This is a genomic window from Lysinibacillus sp. TE18511 (assembly GCF_054062295.1).
This window is the reverse complement of sequence record NZ_JBSSFD010000010.1, coordinates 42157-59413: the sequence shown is the minus strand read 5'-3', so window position 1 is coordinate 59413 and position 17257 is coordinate 42157. Positions and strand designations below refer to the sequence as shown.

General features: G+C 32.1%; 19 protein-coding genes and 1 pseudogene. 19 read left to right on the top strand and 1 reads right to left on the bottom strand.

All coding sequences use genetic code 11. From position 1 onward, the window contains the following. Nucleotides 1-137: 137 nt before the first annotated feature. From ACVWXS_RS09895 to ACVWXS_RS09850, 10 genes are all read left to right on the top strand, one after another. Nucleotides 138-404, top strand: a complete 267-nt coding sequence (locus tag ACVWXS_RS09895) for a hypothetical protein (RefSeq protein WP_456958008.1) — start codon at nt 138-140, stop codon at nt 402-404. Nucleotides 405-529: 125 nt separating this feature from the next. Continuing rightward, nucleotides 530-943: a hypothetical protein gene (locus ACVWXS_RS09890; protein WP_456958006.1), complete on the top strand. Its 414-nt coding sequence runs from the start codon at nt 530-532 to the stop codon at nt 941-943. A 383-nt stretch (nt 944-1326) separates the two neighbouring features. Beyond that, the gene (locus tag ACVWXS_RS09885) at nt 1327-1953 is read left to right on the top strand and encodes a pentapeptide repeat-containing protein (protein ID WP_456958004.1); all 627 of its coding nucleotides are present in this window, start codon (nt 1327-1329) and stop codon (nt 1951-1953) included. A gap of 44 nt (nt 1954-1997) precedes the next feature. Continuing rightward, nucleotides 1998-2972 (top strand): hypothetical protein, encoded by a 975-nt coding sequence (locus ACVWXS_RS09880; RefSeq protein WP_456958002.1) that lies wholly within the window; start codon nt 1998-2000, stop codon nt 2970-2972. A 21-nt stretch (nt 2973-2993) separates the two neighbouring features. Beyond that, a complete protein-coding gene (locus tag ACVWXS_RS09875) occupies nt 2994-3314 on the top strand; it encodes a hypothetical protein (RefSeq protein ID WP_456958000.1) in 321 nt (106 codons plus the stop codon). Between the two features lie 49 nt (nt 3315-3363). Further along, nucleotides 3364-3528: an HNH endonuclease gene (locus ACVWXS_RS09870; RefSeq protein ID WP_456958142.1), complete on the top strand. Its 165-nt coding sequence runs from the start codon at nt 3364-3366 to the stop codon at nt 3526-3528. Continuing rightward, nucleotides 3497-3937, top strand: coding sequence for an SMI1/KNR4 family protein (locus tag ACVWXS_RS09865; protein ID WP_456957998.1), 441 nt, complete (start codon nt 3497-3499; stop codon nt 3935-3937). Before ACVWXS_RS09870 ends, ACVWXS_RS09865 begins: the two co-directional genes overlap by 32 nt. Before the next feature lie 286 nt (nt 3938-4223). Then, nucleotides 4224-5198: a hypothetical protein gene (locus ACVWXS_RS09860; protein WP_456957996.1), complete on the top strand. Its 975-nt coding sequence runs from the start codon at nt 4224-4226 to the stop codon at nt 5196-5198. 21 nt (nt 5199-5219) lie between these two features. Continuing rightward, on the top strand, nt 5220-5675 hold the full coding sequence (locus ACVWXS_RS09855) for a DUF6630 family protein (protein ID WP_456957994.1): 456 nt from the start codon (nt 5220-5222) through the stop codon (nt 5673-5675). Between the two features lie 565 nt (nt 5676-6240). Next, the gene (locus ACVWXS_RS09850; protein WP_456957992.1) at nt 6241-7932 is read left to right on the top strand and encodes a transglutaminase domain-containing protein; all 1692 of its coding nucleotides are present in this window, start codon (nt 6241-6243) and stop codon (nt 7930-7932) included. Nucleotides 7933-8091: 159 nt separating this feature from the next. Here ACVWXS_RS09850 and ACVWXS_RS09845 read toward each other — a convergent pair whose 3' ends face one another. Further along, a complete protein-coding gene (locus ACVWXS_RS09845; protein WP_456957990.1) occupies nt 8092-9360 on the bottom strand; it encodes a DUF418 domain-containing protein in 1269 nt (422 codons plus the stop codon). A gap of 290 nt (nt 9361-9650) precedes the next feature. Between ACVWXS_RS09845 and ACVWXS_RS09840 the strand changes: the two genes are divergently transcribed. The 9 genes and pseudogenes from ACVWXS_RS09840 to ACVWXS_RS09800 all read left to right on the top strand — a co-directional run bounded on the left by ACVWXS_RS09840 (nt 9651) and on the right by ACVWXS_RS09800 (nt 17168). Then, complete coding sequence (locus ACVWXS_RS09840) at nt 9651-9797, top strand: hypothetical protein (protein ID WP_456957988.1); 147 nt, start codon at nt 9651-9653, stop codon at nt 9795-9797. Nucleotides 9798-9802: 5 nt separating this feature from the next. Further along, the gene (locus ACVWXS_RS09835; protein WP_456957986.1) at nt 9803-10240 is read left to right on the top strand and encodes an SMI1/KNR4 family protein; all 438 of its coding nucleotides are present in this window, start codon (nt 9803-9805) and stop codon (nt 10238-10240) included. A gap of 123 nt (nt 10241-10363) precedes the next feature. Beyond that, a complete protein-coding gene (locus ACVWXS_RS09830) occupies nt 10364-11512 on the top strand; it encodes a suppressor of fused domain protein (protein WP_456957984.1) in 1149 nt (382 codons plus the stop codon). A gap of 539 nt (nt 11513-12051) precedes the next feature. Beyond that, entirely contained in the window at nt 12052-12489 is a 438-nt protein-coding gene (locus ACVWXS_RS09825; protein WP_456957982.1) for a hypothetical protein, read from the top strand. After that, nucleotides 12476-12787: a hypothetical protein gene (locus tag ACVWXS_RS09820; protein WP_456957980.1), complete on the top strand. Its 312-nt coding sequence runs from the start codon at nt 12476-12478 to the stop codon at nt 12785-12787. Before ACVWXS_RS09825 ends, ACVWXS_RS09820 begins: the two co-directional genes overlap by 14 nt. Before the next feature lie 314 nt (nt 12788-13101). Next, nucleotides 13102-13650, top strand: a pseudogene (locus tag ACVWXS_RS09815) (RNA 2'-phosphotransferase). 55 nt (nt 13651-13705) lie between these two features. Then, nucleotides 13706-14356, top strand: coding sequence for an SMI1/KNR4 family protein (locus ACVWXS_RS09810; protein WP_456957978.1), 651 nt, complete (start codon nt 13706-13708; stop codon nt 14354-14356). Nucleotides 14357-14685: 329 nt separating this feature from the next. Further along, nucleotides 14686-14847 (top strand): competence pheromone ComX, encoded by a 162-nt coding sequence (gene comX / locus ACVWXS_RS09805; RefSeq protein ID WP_456957976.1) that lies wholly within the window; start codon nt 14686-14688, stop codon nt 14845-14847. Then, a complete protein-coding gene (locus tag ACVWXS_RS09800; protein ID WP_456957974.1) occupies nt 14835-17168 on the top strand; it encodes a sensor histidine kinase in 2334 nt (777 codons plus the stop codon). Before comX ends, ACVWXS_RS09800 begins: the two co-directional genes overlap by 13 nt. Nucleotides 17169-17257 lie beyond the last annotated feature (89 nt).

The following is a 17257-nucleotide window of genomic DNA, read 5'->3' as shown; positions in this document are numbered from 1 at the left end:
GTCTCTATCTTCAGGATGATTTGGACTCTTTTTCTGTCTCTGTATATTGGTGGTTTGTATATTTCTTACGATCAATACAATTAATAAGAAATGAAAAACTAGTTATATTAGCGACATAGAAACACCTCGAGTTTGGATTGAATAAAAAATTTGATGATGACAAAATAACTATCAGTGAAGTACATGCTGATAAATTAGACGGTACACAGGCAATTGAATGTCACATGCATTCCAATATAACATACCCAAATTCGAGTAATAAACTTGTATTATTGAGAGATTTTGAAAGCGAAGTGTTGAAAAAGGCTAAAAAATATTTAGATGATTTAAAACAATTAAATGATAATAGACATCCTTATATATTGAAATTTGAGTCTTTAATTGACTACACTGAAAGTCAATAATAATAATTATCCATGGTAATAGTCGGAATAGGATAGATACATAGAGCAAAGGCATGTGACAATAAAAAATAGGTCAGATTGTAAAGCAATGCCCATCCACAATAATTAGACGGAGAAATAAAATAATGGAGAAAAAATATCAGGAATATGTTACCAAAAGTGCTATTGAAGGACTTGTAAAGAAAATCAAATTACCTGCCCCAGATGAGTTTTCACAAGATTGGGAGTATGAGGTATCGGATTCCTCAAAAGTAGGCGAGTTTTTATATGCATATAAAAATATAGAATTAAATAAAGAGGAAAAATTTGCTTTAATGATGATTATTATCTCATCTTACAATGATGCTATATTAGAAGGGAAAGTTGAGAAGAGTTGGGCTAGTTTCATTAGGTATCATCTTCTTGAAGATATTAATATTCATAAGAATAGTATTTATTATTGGGCTTTGTTGGATGAGGATGATTTAGAAAATTGTTTTGCTATAACTGCTTTAGTAAGGGAGATCCTAAATGTAGCCAATTTAGATAATCAAGATTAAATTTCTGAATTATAGCTACCATAACAAGATTGTATAATGTAAAAAAAAGCAAAAAAACTTGATAAACTTTCAAATGTTTATTTCAACTTAATTAAAAAGAAGGAATAAGCTTTTTTTGTAATTATAATCTAATACATGAATAGTTATGAGGAACTATATTAGTCGAAATGATAAAAAAACAAATAAGAATACCTATACATATTTGTAAAATATTCAAATTAATTGTAAGTTGATAATATAAAATTAATCAATAATCTGGAAGTGGTCTTAATGAGATTATAAATAAAAGAAAATTTCATTATTGGATATCCCTAAAAGGAGGCAAACATAATTAAGGTTCTTAAGAACAAGGAAATAATTCAGCTTTTAGAATTACATAAAATTTGGATTTATACTCTTGGTCAAGAGGGGAAACAGTTAGTACTGATGAAGTAGGCTTAACAGAAATTGAGTTAATAAACTATCCGTTACATCAAGCCTATATTACTGATTGTATTTTTAATGGTATGGACTTGATAAATATAGACATGCATTCCTCAACTATTTGCTCTTCAAATTTTGTATTCGCAAATCTAGAAAATGCTGATTTCTATAAGGCTGATGTTTCTTATGTAAATTTTACAAATGCAAATCTTCAAAACGCACGATTTGCTAGGAGTGCCTGTATTGAAACTATATTTAATAATGCAAATTTAAGTAATGCATTATTAGTAGGGGCACTTTTTAATAAGGTAGATTTCCGCAATGCTAACCTTCAAAATGTAGATGTTAGCGAATCGACATTTGAAAAAGTGTTGTTGAAAGAAGCAAAATTAGAAGGTATACGAGGACTAGATGATGCTTTTATTGAAAGCATCAATGTCGGTTCACCTGAACAACCAATACTTTTTGTAGGTAAGAAGATAAACGATGATTACAAACAAATGCCAAAAATAGATTATGAATTTAACTTTATTAGGGTAGAAACAGATATAAAAATTACTAGACTGGATTTTTGGGAGACGAATTAAGAATAAAGGATTGTAAAAAATGGAATAATTAAAGGAGAGTATTAATGCTAAACCCCAAAAAATTAAAGATGTCTTTTAAAAGATATTGCAATAATTTTGTTAATGGAATTAAATTTGAAGATGTGGTAGAGAAATATGAAGTCAGTAAAAGTAAAATTAATAATATAGTTAATTTTAATGATATAGAAAAAGATCATATTTTATTAATAAATTTAAACAAGATTTCATTATATTATTTATCGAAATGGAAAAATGAAGTGTTGATTGATGGTGGAATTAGTTCTGATGGGTTAAAAACTATGCAAATAGTGGTGTTTTATCAGTGTATGGCACATGAGCTTTATCAAATTAAATATCCTAAAATGTTTTTGAGTTACTCTTTTGATGAAGCTATAAAAGCCTTAATTCATTTCACGATGTTTGGGTGGGAGAGAGAAGAGAAAATATTATTTGATTTTATTCTAGAGCATTTTGGTAAGCATTTAATGGATGCGAATAATTGGAACAAACATACATGGTTCTTATTAGAACTATACTTACAATATAGAAATAAGACAATTGTTGGGACAAACCAAAATTTATTTATTGCTGTTAGAGAACATTTTCAAGAAGCGGATTTAGAATTTGGCTTAATACCGGAAGATTTAGATATTTATACTGAAGTGTTAGAACATTGGGCTACACCTCAACTAGATGAAATTAATACTTTAATAGATAAAATGTCGGTGTTTCATTCAATTTTAGCTTCTGAGTTAGGAGAATCTATTGAGTTCGGCGATTATAGATATGGATTTTATCCCTACGAAATTTTGTTCCTAATACATGTAAGGAAAAAGCATGGATTGCCTGTTCCTGAACACTTTGACGATTTTTTAATGAACACACCGGAAGCGAAAATGATAATAGATGATCCTGAACCATATCCTGAATGGGACCCTTTATTGGGCCAAGTAGATAATTTTTATCGAAAAAACTATCCGAAGTATATTCCAAACAAACATGGGGAACTATTCCAATAGTTAGGTAGGAGGAAAATGAAAATGTCTGATGAGAATATCGTATCGCTTATTTTTGAAGATAGTGACGATTTAGATGTCATTTTAAATAATTCAGAAACGCAGAGTATACATACAAGTGTATTAGAACATGGATTGTTTACAAAAAGATTTCTTTATCTTGATTTTAAAGGTGAAGAAAATTATGAGATTGTAAACTATATTTTAGATTATGAATTTAACCTTAATATTGAGTTAGCTTCACAAGAAGAGCTTGAGAAGTTAGGAGAATTTGAATATGAGTTTTTACCTAAAAAGGTGAAAGAAGTCAACAAAGTCATTTCTTCGAAAGAATATGGATTATAGGTGAGGAACCAAATGGTTAAACATAGAGCACCATTAAGATCCTGGAAAACTGCAACTTGTTGATTATGAAGTACACAGTGTATCAAAACATACAGGCGGTAGGGCTTATTGGGCTGGTGGCTCTGTTGGGCGAAAAGGTAAGATGAATAGAAGAATTAAAAACAAATTATGGAGATGTTTTAATGGGAAAAATAATATGGCAACATGTACATGAACCAGTAGACGAAAACACCATCAAGAAAATTGAAGATTCTTTTGGAATTAAGTTTCCTCATGACTATAAAGATTGTATAGTGAAATTTAATGGTGGTCGTCCAAAACCTAATATATTTAACTTTGTTGATGATGGAGAGGGAACATTAGGATATTTACTAAGTTTTACAAGAGATCCTAAAATAGAAACAGTTTATGGTCTTATCTCTGAGTATTTACCAGAGTACGTATTTCCATTTGCAACTGACTCTGCTGGAAATATGCTGTGTTTTGACTACCGGAAGGATAAACATTCGCCTTTAATAGTTTTTTACGATCATGAAGAAGAGGATGAAGATGCTATTGAATCTGTATGTGAATCTTTTACAGATTTACTAGAATCGCTTCATTATGATGAAGACAAATATTAGAGAAAAGAACGACTAAAATCAGGTGTGATGATTAATCATTTTTATACATTCGAAGAGGCTGATTTCCGCTACGGGCTACTCGCTTTCCAGCGGACGAGCGTCGAGCCGCTCCTCCGCTGATGTTGCCGCTGCCGCTACGTTAGCACTACGCTTTCGCACAGAAAATATTCGCTACGTGCATGGTCTTTTCTGTCTCACTTTCCCGCGGGAGTCGAGTAGCCCATAGCTGTGACGAATTAAAGATAAAAGATTGGAATAAATAACTTGATTAATTAAGGAGAGAATAATGCTAAACCCCAAAAAATTAGAGTTAGCGTATAGAAGGTACAACAAAAACTTTGTTGATGGGATAATATTTGAGGATGTAGAAGAAGATTACAAAGATAGTCAAAATGAAATTACTACTATTGTTGATCTAAATTCTTTAGAAAAGGATCATATTTTATTAATAGACCTAGATTCAATAGCATCGTATTACCTTTCGAAATGGAAAAAGGATGTATTAGTTAATGGTGAAAATAATACAGAAGATTTTAAAAAAATAATGATTATTGTTTTCCATCAATGTATGGTACAAGACCTATATAAAATCCGTTATCCGAAAATGATTGTTGAATACTCTTTTAGAGACGTTATAGCAACCTTAATTCATTTCACGATGTTTGGGTGGGAGAAAGAAGAAAAAATATTATTTGATTTTATTGTAGAGCATTTTGGCTGTCGTCTAATGGATGCAAATAATTGGAACAAACATACATGGTTTTTATTAGAACTATACTTGCAATTTAGAAATAAGACAATTGTTGGAACAAACCAAAATTTATTTATTGCTGTTAGAGAACATTTTCAAGAAGCGGGTTTAGAATTTGGCTTAATACCGGAAGATTTAGATATTTATACTGAAGTGTTAGAACATTGGGCTACACCTCAACTAGATGAAATTAAAACTTTAATTGATAAAATGTCTGTATTTCATTCGATTTTAGCCTCAGAGTTAGGAGAATCTATTGAGTTTGGTGATTATAGATATGGATTTTATCCCTACGAAATTTTGTTCCTAATACATGTAAGGAAAAAAATTGGTTTACCAGTTCCCAACCATTTTGATGATTTGCTAATGAATACGCCAGAAGCAAAAATGACAATAGGGGATCCTGAACCATATCCTGAATGGGACCCTTTATTGCGACTAATCGATAATTTTTATAGAAAAAATTATCCAGATTATATTCCAAACAAACATGGGGAACTATTTCAATAGTTAGGTAGGAGGAAAATGAAAATGTCTGATGAGAATATCGTATTGCTTATTTTTGAAGATAGTGACGATTTAGATGTCATTTTAAATAATTCAGAAACGCAGAGTATACATACAAGTGTATTAGAACATGGATTGTTTACAAAAAGATTTCTTTATCTTGATTTTAAAGGTGAAGAAAATTATGAGATTGTAAACTATATTTTAGATTATGAATTTAACCTTAGTATTGAGTTAGCTTCACAAGAAGAGCTTGAGAAGTTAGGAGAATTTGAATATGAGTTTTTACCTGAAAAGGTGAAGGAAGTCAACAAAGTCATTTCTTCCAAAGGATATGGATTATTCTCTTACCCGACTACTGGTGACTTTTACGCTCTATTCATTGCTAAATTAGAGAATAAAAAGGAATTATTACAAGTCGAGTTACTTGAAGACGAATACATCCCTCATAAAGAAAGGTTTATCCAGTATTTTTACTAAAAGTATAATAAGAATGTTTCCTGATTCAAATTTTTGTACTGTTGAGTTTGTACGAGATGATGGATAACTTTTAATTAGAAAGGTTGATTATGGTTTAACTCATTCCATAATCAGCCTTTTATTATTAAGCGGGAGTAGGTGCTGAGTACGCAAAAGTCAATGACAATATCACCTTTGCAGGCAAAAGTATCTCGATGAGCACCAAGAAATACATGCGTTTGACATGTCGTTGAAGCAGTTTCTTCCACCAATATACAAGGACAGGTTAGAGATAGTTCTATGGTATGTGAGCACGTAATAGGATTATTACTCTGTTTCAATATGTATTTAATTTTGGATGTAAAACGGGTTTGAATCATTATTCCTGATTTAATTTTACAAGTTTTGTATTTTTTATTACTTATCTACCTTTTTTGTATTTTTCGTTAGTAATTGATTGAAATTATTGTAAACTAAGTTCTATAGGACGACATAATCCTAATCGCTGAAATGTATTAGGGTTATTAACTTAGTTCTAAGCAAGACCGTATTTTTGTAAAAAACACTTACTTTGGAGGATGACTTTATGAGTAGGAAAAGAACAATATTTACGGCTTTTCTTTGTTTTTTTAGTATGATCCTTGTCCTTTCAGCTTGCAGTGTTAAAGAGTCAGAGACAACAGCTCTTAAAAAGGAAGACGATAAATTTGAAAAATTGGCAGAGGAAAAGAATAAAGAATTTGATCTTGAATCGATTGAACTGACAACTTATAGCGAAGAAGTTGGTTTAAAGCTAAAAGAGCCTGTATATCAGAAATTTGCTGTAAATAAGGAAGTAAAAGTTGAAGGTGAAATTGAAAAGTATTCTCTATTAAAATCTGATTATGTATGGATAAAGGTCTATTCTAATGAAGGAGGACCTGCTGGTAATCAACATGAATATTATGCGCCTATTCAGGACGGTAAATTTAAGCAGGCGATTCATTTTTTTAATGGAGAGGGTGAGTATCGAGTAACGGTTCAACTGCCTAGTACTGATGTTGAAAATTATTATTATGATACAGCTATTTTTGAAGTTTATAATGTGAATCCTGACATTCAGCGTGATATCTCCTATACGCCATTTGGTCAGGACGCAAAACTGACGCTAAATTTAGATTCGAATTACGTGGAAACAGAGGAGCTATTTCAGCTTAAAGGAGAATCCGGCAATTTAAATGACGAGGATACGATTTTAATTAGACTCGTTAAGGATTCGGAATCATGGCAACATCCCATTCCTATCAAGGAAGGAAAGTTTGCCTATGATGTCCCTTTATTTTACGGGGAAGGGTTGCATAAGTTGGAGGTTCTAGTTCCGGATAAAGAACGAGAAAATTTTTTTCAAATAGCTACAACAATTTTAATTGAAAACAAGTCTAAGCATGTTATGAAGCCGATTGAGTATTCTAATATCTATTTAGAACGAGGCGTAACATTAGAATATCCTTTATTTGGAGGAGAAGAGTCAGACGGGACTTTTCGAATTAAAGGCTCCATTGACCCTAAAGCTGAATTTGCTTCAGAAACTACACATATTTACATCACGTCCAAAAAAGGCGAGGATGAAGCTTTAGACGTTATTCCTGTTAAGGATTTCAAATTTGATGACTCATTTTATTTGAGATTTGGATCAGGAACATATGAGGTGACCGTTAGCGTGCCCGAAATCAAAAAAGAAAACAGTGATTACTTTAAATATTTTGGCTTTGCACAGTTTGAAGTAGAATCAAATGCACTTAAGGATGAGCGTGACCTTCTCCCTTCACGAGGGGTACAATCAGATGCACCTCAAATTCAAGAGCTGGCAAAAGATTTAACAAAAGGGAAAAGTAGCGAACGGGAAAAAGCAAAAGCTATTTATGATTATGTTGCAAAAAATATAGGTTATGATGTTAAAAAATATGAAAATGATGAATTTAAATGGGATGACAGTGCTTTAAAAACACTCGAGCTTAAAACAGGAGTTTGTCAGGATTATGCCTATTTAACGATTGCACTCCTTAGAGCAAGTAATATTGAAGCAAGATTTGTAGAAGGTCGAGCAGGTGGCATTTGGCCAGGACGACATGCATGGGTTGAAGCTAATATTGATGGCAGCTGGCTGACGATGGATTCTACTTGGGGTGCAGGTTATTTAGAAGATGGAAAATTTGTGCCGAAATTTAATGAGGCTTATTTTGATCCAAATATGGAAGAATTCAAAAAAACACATACACGTACAGGTGTAGCTTATTAGTTCGTTTTATCGAGAAAAATCCTAAATTTATCGACTAATATTTCGAATTTATCGAAACTTTTTTGCGATTTATCGAGAAATTTACAGTAGAAAGATAAACCTTGATAGGCAAAATTATTCCCGTCAAGGTTTTTTGACTCAGTGAATCACTTAATCGATTTAGAAAGATTTTGCCTTTTGTAAGTCATTTTTAGTTTCCCTAAAGTCTTGTTGTTTAATGCCTAAATAAGTGATTGATCTCCAAACATATTCTAATGGCCCGAAGGAGAATTTGGATAACCACAGCTTACTAAAAATCATTTGTAGCACAAAAATGACAATGGCAATGATGATGGCTGTCGTTAAGTGAAGTTTTCCGTATACGCCAAACGCAAATGGCCCAAATAAAAATGTACAAATGATTGATTGGCCAATATAGTTTGTGAATGCCATTCTTCCAGGGAACGCTAACCACTGTAAAACTTTCTTCCCATTAACCGTTTGATAGATGAAGATCAAGCTAATAGCATAAAAGATTGTAAGGAGTGGCGAGCTCATATGTTGAATTAATTGAGCAGCTGATGCATTTTCTAAAAAGAAAGGTAGTATCCAGCTCAATGTGCCACCAGTAATAAATGTCAGTAACCAAGTAATGAAAAATCCTTTTCGATAGTCTTCAAAACGCTGAATCCATTTTTTCTTCGCAACGGCTGCCCCGAATAGGAACATTAGTAAGAACGGAAGATTTGAGAATAAATAAAAAATAGGGTTACCTAAAAAAAGGATATATAATCCATTACGCATTGTATAAAAAGTTCTTTCCATAAGGTTGGCATCCATTAATTCTTGAATGTTTCCATTTTGATGGGCATCTATTGTAACTTGCATGAGCTGACGACTTTCCTCTGACATAGTCATGGTCATAGTTGGATTGGAAGACAGAGCTCCTAGCGTAAAAACTCCAAAAAGTAAGCTATATAAAATAATGCTAATGATTAACATGGCATTAGGTTTTAACTTATGCATGAGAAGAAGTAATAACCCTAAAATTGCGTAGTCTGTTAAAATATCCCCAAACCAGATGAAATAGGCATGAATACAACCGAAAATAAATAACGCAATAAGTCGTCGAGAATAAATTCCCCAGAAGTTTAATTGCTTTGCGGCTGCTCTTTCCTGCATGATGACCATTCCAAAACCGAACAGCATGGAAAAGAGCATAATAAATTTTCCATCGACAAACATAGTAAGAAGAGATTTGACTGTGTAATCAGCTTGATTCCAAAAAGAAGTCCATTCATTTTTAAAACTTGGATCTTCCTGCATGTAGACAGGATAAAGAAACCAAACAATATTGGCTAGTATGATTCCAAATAATGCGAAACCCCTTAATACATCGATTGTTTCTATCCGCTCCTTGGCCGATATAGGTGAAAGCTTTTGTTTCATGTACATCATCCTTTTAATTGTTATTTTGTTCCTTCAACAAATAGGTTATTGCTGAAAACTTTTACTAATGAAACTTTAAATGATAATTATCAAGATTTTATAAGGAAAACTAGGATATCGTAATTTTTATAAAATATTTCAAGGGGGAAATTTACCGTCGAATTGGATGATCCAAATATAGTTAGATTGGAAATTTATTTACAACGAACTATTGTTGATACTATAGTAAAAAGTACATAAAACATATAGACATGGGTATTTAATTTATCACGAAGTAAAGGGGAGTTTGTATGCTGGAAAAACTTACAGATATTTTTAAGAATAATTCCGTTCAAGATATTTACTTAGTTGGTTTTGTCGATATTGAAGATGGAGCTGCGGGGTTCTATCCTGATATGCGTTTACCATCCAGACCTCTTAATCTTAAAAAAGGATGATTTAAATGAGCATTTTTGATGAAATCAGTACGATGTTTTCGATAGAGTCTAAAGAGTCACCTGCAACAAAGAGGCAGATTAAAGAACTTATGGATTTCTCTACAATAGAAGTTCCTGCTGACTATATTGAGTTTATAAAGGTTGCAACAGAAGTTGAGATTAATGTGAAGAATGAAATGTACATACGTATTTGGGGGCCAGCAGACAGTATTGAAATGAATGAAGCATATTATATCCAAAAATATATTCCTAACTCACTAGCAATTGGGGATGATGAAGGGGGAAATGCTCTGATTTATTTGGAAGGTAAAAGAGGCTTTGGGCTTTATATGATTGGTTTTGGAAATTTGGATATAGTTGATGCAGTGTTAATCGCGCCTTCTCTTACGGATTTATTAGTAAATAATTTCGGTTTAGATCAAGTAATGAGTGGATATGAATAATTATTTGGAAAGCTATACGTAGGGCAAACAAAAGATTAGCATTATATTTGTAAGGTGTAACATTGGGAATCTTTTAAGCTACAAAATATAGATTCTTATAAAAAAGAAGGGTATGAAACTAGGATGCAAAATGAAACCACTGGTATTTTAGATTTTATAACAGAACAGTTTGGTCCCATTAATAATACAATCAGTGAAATCGTACCTGGCAGTAGGGTGGCGATCGATATTCAAGTTATACTGCCGTCGCAAGAACATGATTTTATCACTCTTGTAACTACAGGAATGAGTGATTGTGCAATGGATGATTCAGAAGAATGTAAGGGAAGTAAGTACGCTGAATTAGTCTTAAAGTTGCCTGCAAATTGGCCAATAAGTAGAAATGAAATGACGAAGCAAGATTATTATTGGCCATTGCAGTGGTTGAGAATGGTCGCTCACATTCCACATCAATATGATGAATGGTTAGAGGAAGGAGTCATGCTGCCAAATGGGGAACCTCCAACTCCATTCGCTTCCAATACAGCATTATCGTGTATTTTAATCAGTACATCTAAAGGAATGAGAAGTTTTATAGATTCGGAAAATAGAAGTATTAATTTTTATACGTTAATACCTATTTATACAGAAGAAAGAATGTTAGCTTTACAATACGGACATGAATATATAATAGAAAGATTTGAAGAGTCTGGTATTACAGACGTACTTGATATACAAAGAGAGAGAATAAAGAAAAAGGGAAAATTCAAGGATATAGGAAAATTTAAAGAAATTTCATTTAGAGGTAGAGTTGCATATGGCATAAGTTGTTTTGAAAACGCAATAATAGCATTAAACTATGATCTTAATAGCTGGAAAATCGTTGTAAATTACCTCTGGGAATTCACAAATTCCAATAATTTAGATGATTGTAATTCAGCAACAGCTGAATTAATCCCAGAAAGTCTATTGGAATCTAAAGAATATGATGAAGACGACTTTGAACGTTTAACTGAAAATGAATTTTATTATTTGTATAATTTATATCAAAAAAATGATGAATCTATTAATACATTATTATCAGACATTCATGAGCTTGGACAAAGTCATGCATATAGTAGTATAAGTGGGTACGGTGAAGATAGTTTAAATTCTTTAGAGATACTTATTTATACTATGATTAAAAACAATTATCCATTACCGGACATTAAGCTTTTTGAAAAATCTTCTATTAGAGAGGATAAAGGCTGGGGTAATAAGTTTGATGGAACAAAATTATCAAAAATCCTTTAGAAAAATCCAATACATACTAGCGACTATAAATATCAGAAAATCATAGGGAGAACTCATGGAGTGTTTTAAAGATTTCACTTATTATTTGAGAAATCATTTAGAAAACGTAATAAATATTGGATGAATAAACAAACGACAAAACTATATGAACGGAGACGTATCAAAAGTTTTTTTGAACGATTACTTCAATACCGTTCAATTAGTTATGGATACTGACATTACTCAAAATTTTAAAAGGTAAAAATTCTTATGAGGTGAATAAATGGAGATAAATCAAGATATTCTGTAAGACCGAAATATAAAAAAAGCGCACCTCTTCGGTACACACGATGAATGACCATCTATCCTAATTTTTTTCGGATAGATGGCTAGTTTGCACATTTGGCTTGGATTTTTTTCGACCAAGGCATGTAATTATTTAAAATCTCTGGTTGCTGGTGAATCGGTAAATTTGGCAATTCTGTCATTAACATCACTAGGTATTGATAGAAATCGATGCCATTCTTCCGTGAAATTATTTTTAATAGAAGGGAATTAATATGAAAAATCTTAAGAAGGTCGAACTTTCTCAGCTGAGTGATATTAAAGTTGAATATTATACTGGGGTTTCAGAAGAAATCGAAATATTAGTAATAAAGTATTCTGGTAAATACGGGTTCGGATCTGCTGGAAATACTGATGCTATTTATATGAATGCTATGGGAAAGGCAGCAATAGAAGCATGGGATCCTGGTGCCATTATTATTGATCTACAAGATTTAATTTACGAGTGGGGAGATATGCTAGAATATGCTTTTAATATTAGTACAGATGACACATTACCATTAGCTGTTATTGTCGGATTGGGCTGTGATGAAGCAGTTAGAACATTATTATTAGGAATTGATAGTAAAGAATCAATCGATAAAATTGGATGGATATTTAAAGATCTCGAGGCGGCTTGGAACTATATTCGTAAATGGAATGGAAGTGAGTAGAGTGATTGATAACAATTCACCAATTGTTCCTTGGGAAGGACTTGGAGGGATTAAGCTTTATAGTCATATAAGCCAGTTCTACGATTTAATTGCTAATATGGATGAGAAGTCAAGGTTGTTTACAAAGTTTTTTATAAGATATGAAATTAAAGATTCTGTAGACTTGTGGTTCAATTTGATGAATGGGAAGCTCTTTAAGATAACGGCATTGAAAGATTACAAAGGGTTATTATTTAACAAGATACATATTGGGATGCATATTGATGAGGTGCTTCAAATAGAGCAGAGTTTTGAATAGGATGATTTTGAAGAAGTTTACGTTAGCTCAAAGGGTATATATATCGAAACTGATCCAGTCGAGCATACAGTATTGTGGATATCGGTATTTGTTAAAGAAATAGATAATGATGATTTTGAGAGAGGGTATTGGTAACGAGTGCTTATGGAGAATTTGTCGATAAAAACGAGAGATATACTACTCTTCTGGAAAAGCATATAATAGGCACACAAGAACATCCAATAATTCTAGTAGGCGAAGAGGCAAGACATTGGTTACAAAAGAATAGTTCCAGTATTGAAACGTCTTAAAATGACAAGGGAGAGGTAAAAATTATGGCTTATGAAGAATTAAGCAAGGAAGTTTCGTATGCACTTCGACACGCGCCATGGGAATATGAATTAGAAATAGATGATGAGGGCTGGGTATCTCTAGAACAATGAAGAGATGCTTTTTTAGCCACTCCGAAGTGGAGCAAGTTAGAGGTTAATGATTTTATTGACATGGTCAATATGGCAGAGAAGAAGCGTCATGAGATATATGGAAATAAAATTAGAGCGTTATATGGGCATTCAAATAGTATCCATAAGATAGCAAAAGAAGAAAGCATACCACCAAATGTATTGTATCATGGTACGGCTAAGAGATTTCTGGAGAAAATCAAGATGGAGGGACTACTTCCACAAGCGCGACAGTATGTACATTTATCAGTCGATATGGAGACAGCTATGCTCGTTGGAAAAAGAAGAGATCATGCACCTCGAATATTGAAGATTAAAGCAAAAGAAGCCTATGACCAGGGTGTTAAATTTTACTATGGAAACGATAATGTTTGGCTAGTGGATTCGATTGATGCTAAGTATATTGAAAATATTAATCAATAAATTAATTTTTGGGATGATAATATGTTCGTTTGGTACATACACAGGATGGTGAAAAATGTTTGAATTAAAAAATATTACAGACTTAACTAAATATGAACCTGCAAGCGAAAAAGAAATACTTGCCATTGAAGACATGATGAATCTTAAGCTACCCGCTGAATATAGAACTTTCCTCAAATACACTAATGGTCTCTCTACTGCAGGTGGTGTGTTGATTTACGGGACAGAAGAAATAATAGAGAGAAACGAAACTTGGGAAGTGAATGAATATGCAAAGGGCTATGTTGCAATCGGTGATGACGGAGGCGGTACTGTCTTTTTAATGGAACTCGATATAGCAGGTACGGTTTTCGCAGTGGGTTGCGGAGATATGAATCCACAAAATGCATCTATCATTGCCGTAGATTTTAAAAGTTGGATTGATAGTGGTTGTTTTAGTAAGTCAGAGGAAGAAGAGTTAGGTGACCCTATTGTTACTTGTAATATTGTGTTAACAGCTTCACCAAATGGGGGATTAAAAGATTTAGTTGAAATAAAAAATGTTCTGCACATAAAGATCGCTGCTTTTGATTTACTAAAGTGTTCTAAAAATCTTCCTTGTGAACTTGTTAAGGACTATTCTTACGATCAGGCTATAAAGCTTATTGAATCATTGGGGGCAATTGGACAAACACTAAAAGTAGTTCCTTTAAGTAAAAAAGAGTAAAAAATTATATATTACTTAGGCTTATTCCAACCAAAAGGGTGAGAAGGAATAAGCTTTTTATTTTGTAATGATGGCGTAAATGGTGATTTGTGATAATAATCTGACAATTCAAAATCAAAAAATGTCTATTAAGCAAAAATACTACATTATCTATTATTTTTTAGTATTTTATAGAAAAAATTGTTGAATGTATAAAATAAGGTTGTATAATGAAGTTGTAGCAATGTATTTGGTTATTTATTCCTTGGTAAATAATTGGTAAAGTAACTTTGGGAAAAATGTGGCTACAACAAACGCAAGAAAATAACTAATGAAATGAGGAGATTTTAATGATGAACATGATTCAATTTTTAGAGCAAAATCCGTCGTTGGTAACATTGTTAAAAGAAAAAAAAGCTTCTCTAGTTGGTGTTTCAAAGCTTGAACAGAAGGCAATTATTGAATCGTTCGATGAAGAGTTACGCATGAAAAGTCGAATTTGGCAAAGTTAAAAAATTTTAATTATTTCTGGCTTGCTATAAGTGTCTACCTTTTTTTAGGGTTATATTTGCTCTATGTCACTTATAGCGCGCCTTTTTTAAGTATTGAAATAGATGATGAAAATGGACAATGGTTGATTATCGATCCTTATTATAAAGAGTGGGCAAATAAACAAGACATAGAAGTTGGAGATATTGTTTTAGAAGTAGATCATATTCAAATTACTGATTTACCTAGAATTATGTACGACTCAGTTATACTATCTGCTAAGGTTTTAACGATTCTAAAAGCTGATGGAAGAACGATTGACATACAAATAAATCATTTAGATATTCCGCAACAATTTTATTATTTGTTAATAGTCCCTGCTTGTTTTTATTTCCTAACTCTAATTATCTCGATTTATTTATATTACAAACAAAAAAAAGATGTGCTATTGAACTTGCTTAATATGTTTATACTCACTGTTTCATTGGCATATGTTAGCATCGGAGCATCTAGCAAATTAAATAACATCGGAATAATTGTTAATAGTGGTAGCTTGCTATTATGTTTGGTGTTTTTAATACACTTTTTAAGAAATTATTTTAGTTTTTTAGAAATAGAGTGGGCTTTATTTAAAAAAATTCAAGTGTTTTATACAATACCATTGATTGCGGTCATTCTTAGTATTTTTAGTATTATTTATCCATTTGCAAGACCAATAATCTCTAATACAATTTTATGGTTATTTTTTGTATTGCTTATTTTAATTATTGGCACATTAATAATTTGTTATTTCAAATACAAAACACCGCAATTAAAAGTATTATTATCAAGTATCATTATTCCTTTTCTACCATTTCTATTTCTGTATGCGTTGCCTTTTATATTCTTCCATAAAGAAATAGTTTCAGCGGATGTATGCTCCTTATTCTTAATGCTTATACCTTATAGTTTTATATTTACACAGCTCACTGAACGTATATTTGATATGGAATATTTTATTACGCGTTTGCGCCATTATATTAATTTTTCATTTGCTTTTACGATTTGGCTATTAATGGGCCTTTATTCGTTTACTGATTTATCTATTTCAAAAATGACGGAAATATTCTTTTTTGCCTTCTTATCATTAATAGCACTTTTCTACATTAAAGAGAAAGTAGATTATCGAAAGCGAAAAATTCTTTTTTCAACAAAAGGAGATTATATCCATCGATTGTATAAGACAGTTGAAAGTATCGGAAGGGTCGTGAAAATTGAGGACTTACTTGAGAAATTTGTTCAGGAAGTTGCTTTACATCTTGAGATGAATAATGTTTACGTATTCACCTATGATTTGCAAACACATCAAGTTATTTCAACTGGCAAATCAAAAGAATATACACAAAATCAAATAGACGAAGACTTACTTGAGAAACTCCGATTGGGAGATATCAAGAAAACGGATCATTTTTATATTGCCTTTATCCACCAAGATGTTAATTATAAAAGAATACTAGTTGTAGAACATCATAAATCCATTTATCTAAAGGATGAGGAATTATTATGGCTTGAATTACTACTTCTATATTTAAATAATTTCATCGAAAACACTAAAATGGTGGAGGAGCTTCTCGAACAGTTAAAGCATATGAAGGAAGCTGATAAAAGTCAGCTGCCTTGGCTAAATAAGTTACTTTGGTTACGATTTGAAGAAGAAAAATATCAGTTAGCTCAAGAACTTCATGATACGATTTTACAAGAGCAACTCCATATTGCTAGAGAAATGGATGTATGTATACATGCAAAGAAAAAGGCGGATATTCAATCGAACCTTACTAAGATTCATAATCATATGATTGCATCGGTGAATGATTTAAGAGGCTACTGTGAAAATTTGAAGCCACCTTTACTAGATACATTGGGATTAAATGCTGCGCTTGAAAAGCTTATTCAAAAAATACATAGGCGTGCGGATTTTGTTTTAATTTACACAATCGATCGTCTTTACTTAGAGGATGAGCGTTTAAACTTGATGATTTATCGGCTATTCCAAGAGTTATTGAACAATGCCTTGAAGCATTCTTACGCTAATACTGTTGAAATTCACCTATTAGAAACAGAAAATGGTTTTGAAATTAATTATTCTGATGATGGTGTAGGATGTAAAAAGGATGATATCATTCTAGCTGATTCAATGGGGATCAGGGGTATGCAGGAGCGGGTACAGGCCTTTAATGGTCAGTTTTCTATTAACACCAATGTAGGAGAAGGCATGTCCATTCGAATTAAAGTAGATGAAGGAAATCATACCCATTACTTTGGCCAAGACACCTATAATAGAAGGCCAATTCATAGTAGAGGCTAATAGATAAATAATTTCACACCTCCTAACCTTTCGTATTGTGCAGATTTCACAATACTAATATGGATTAGGAGGTTTTGCTATGGTTTTTT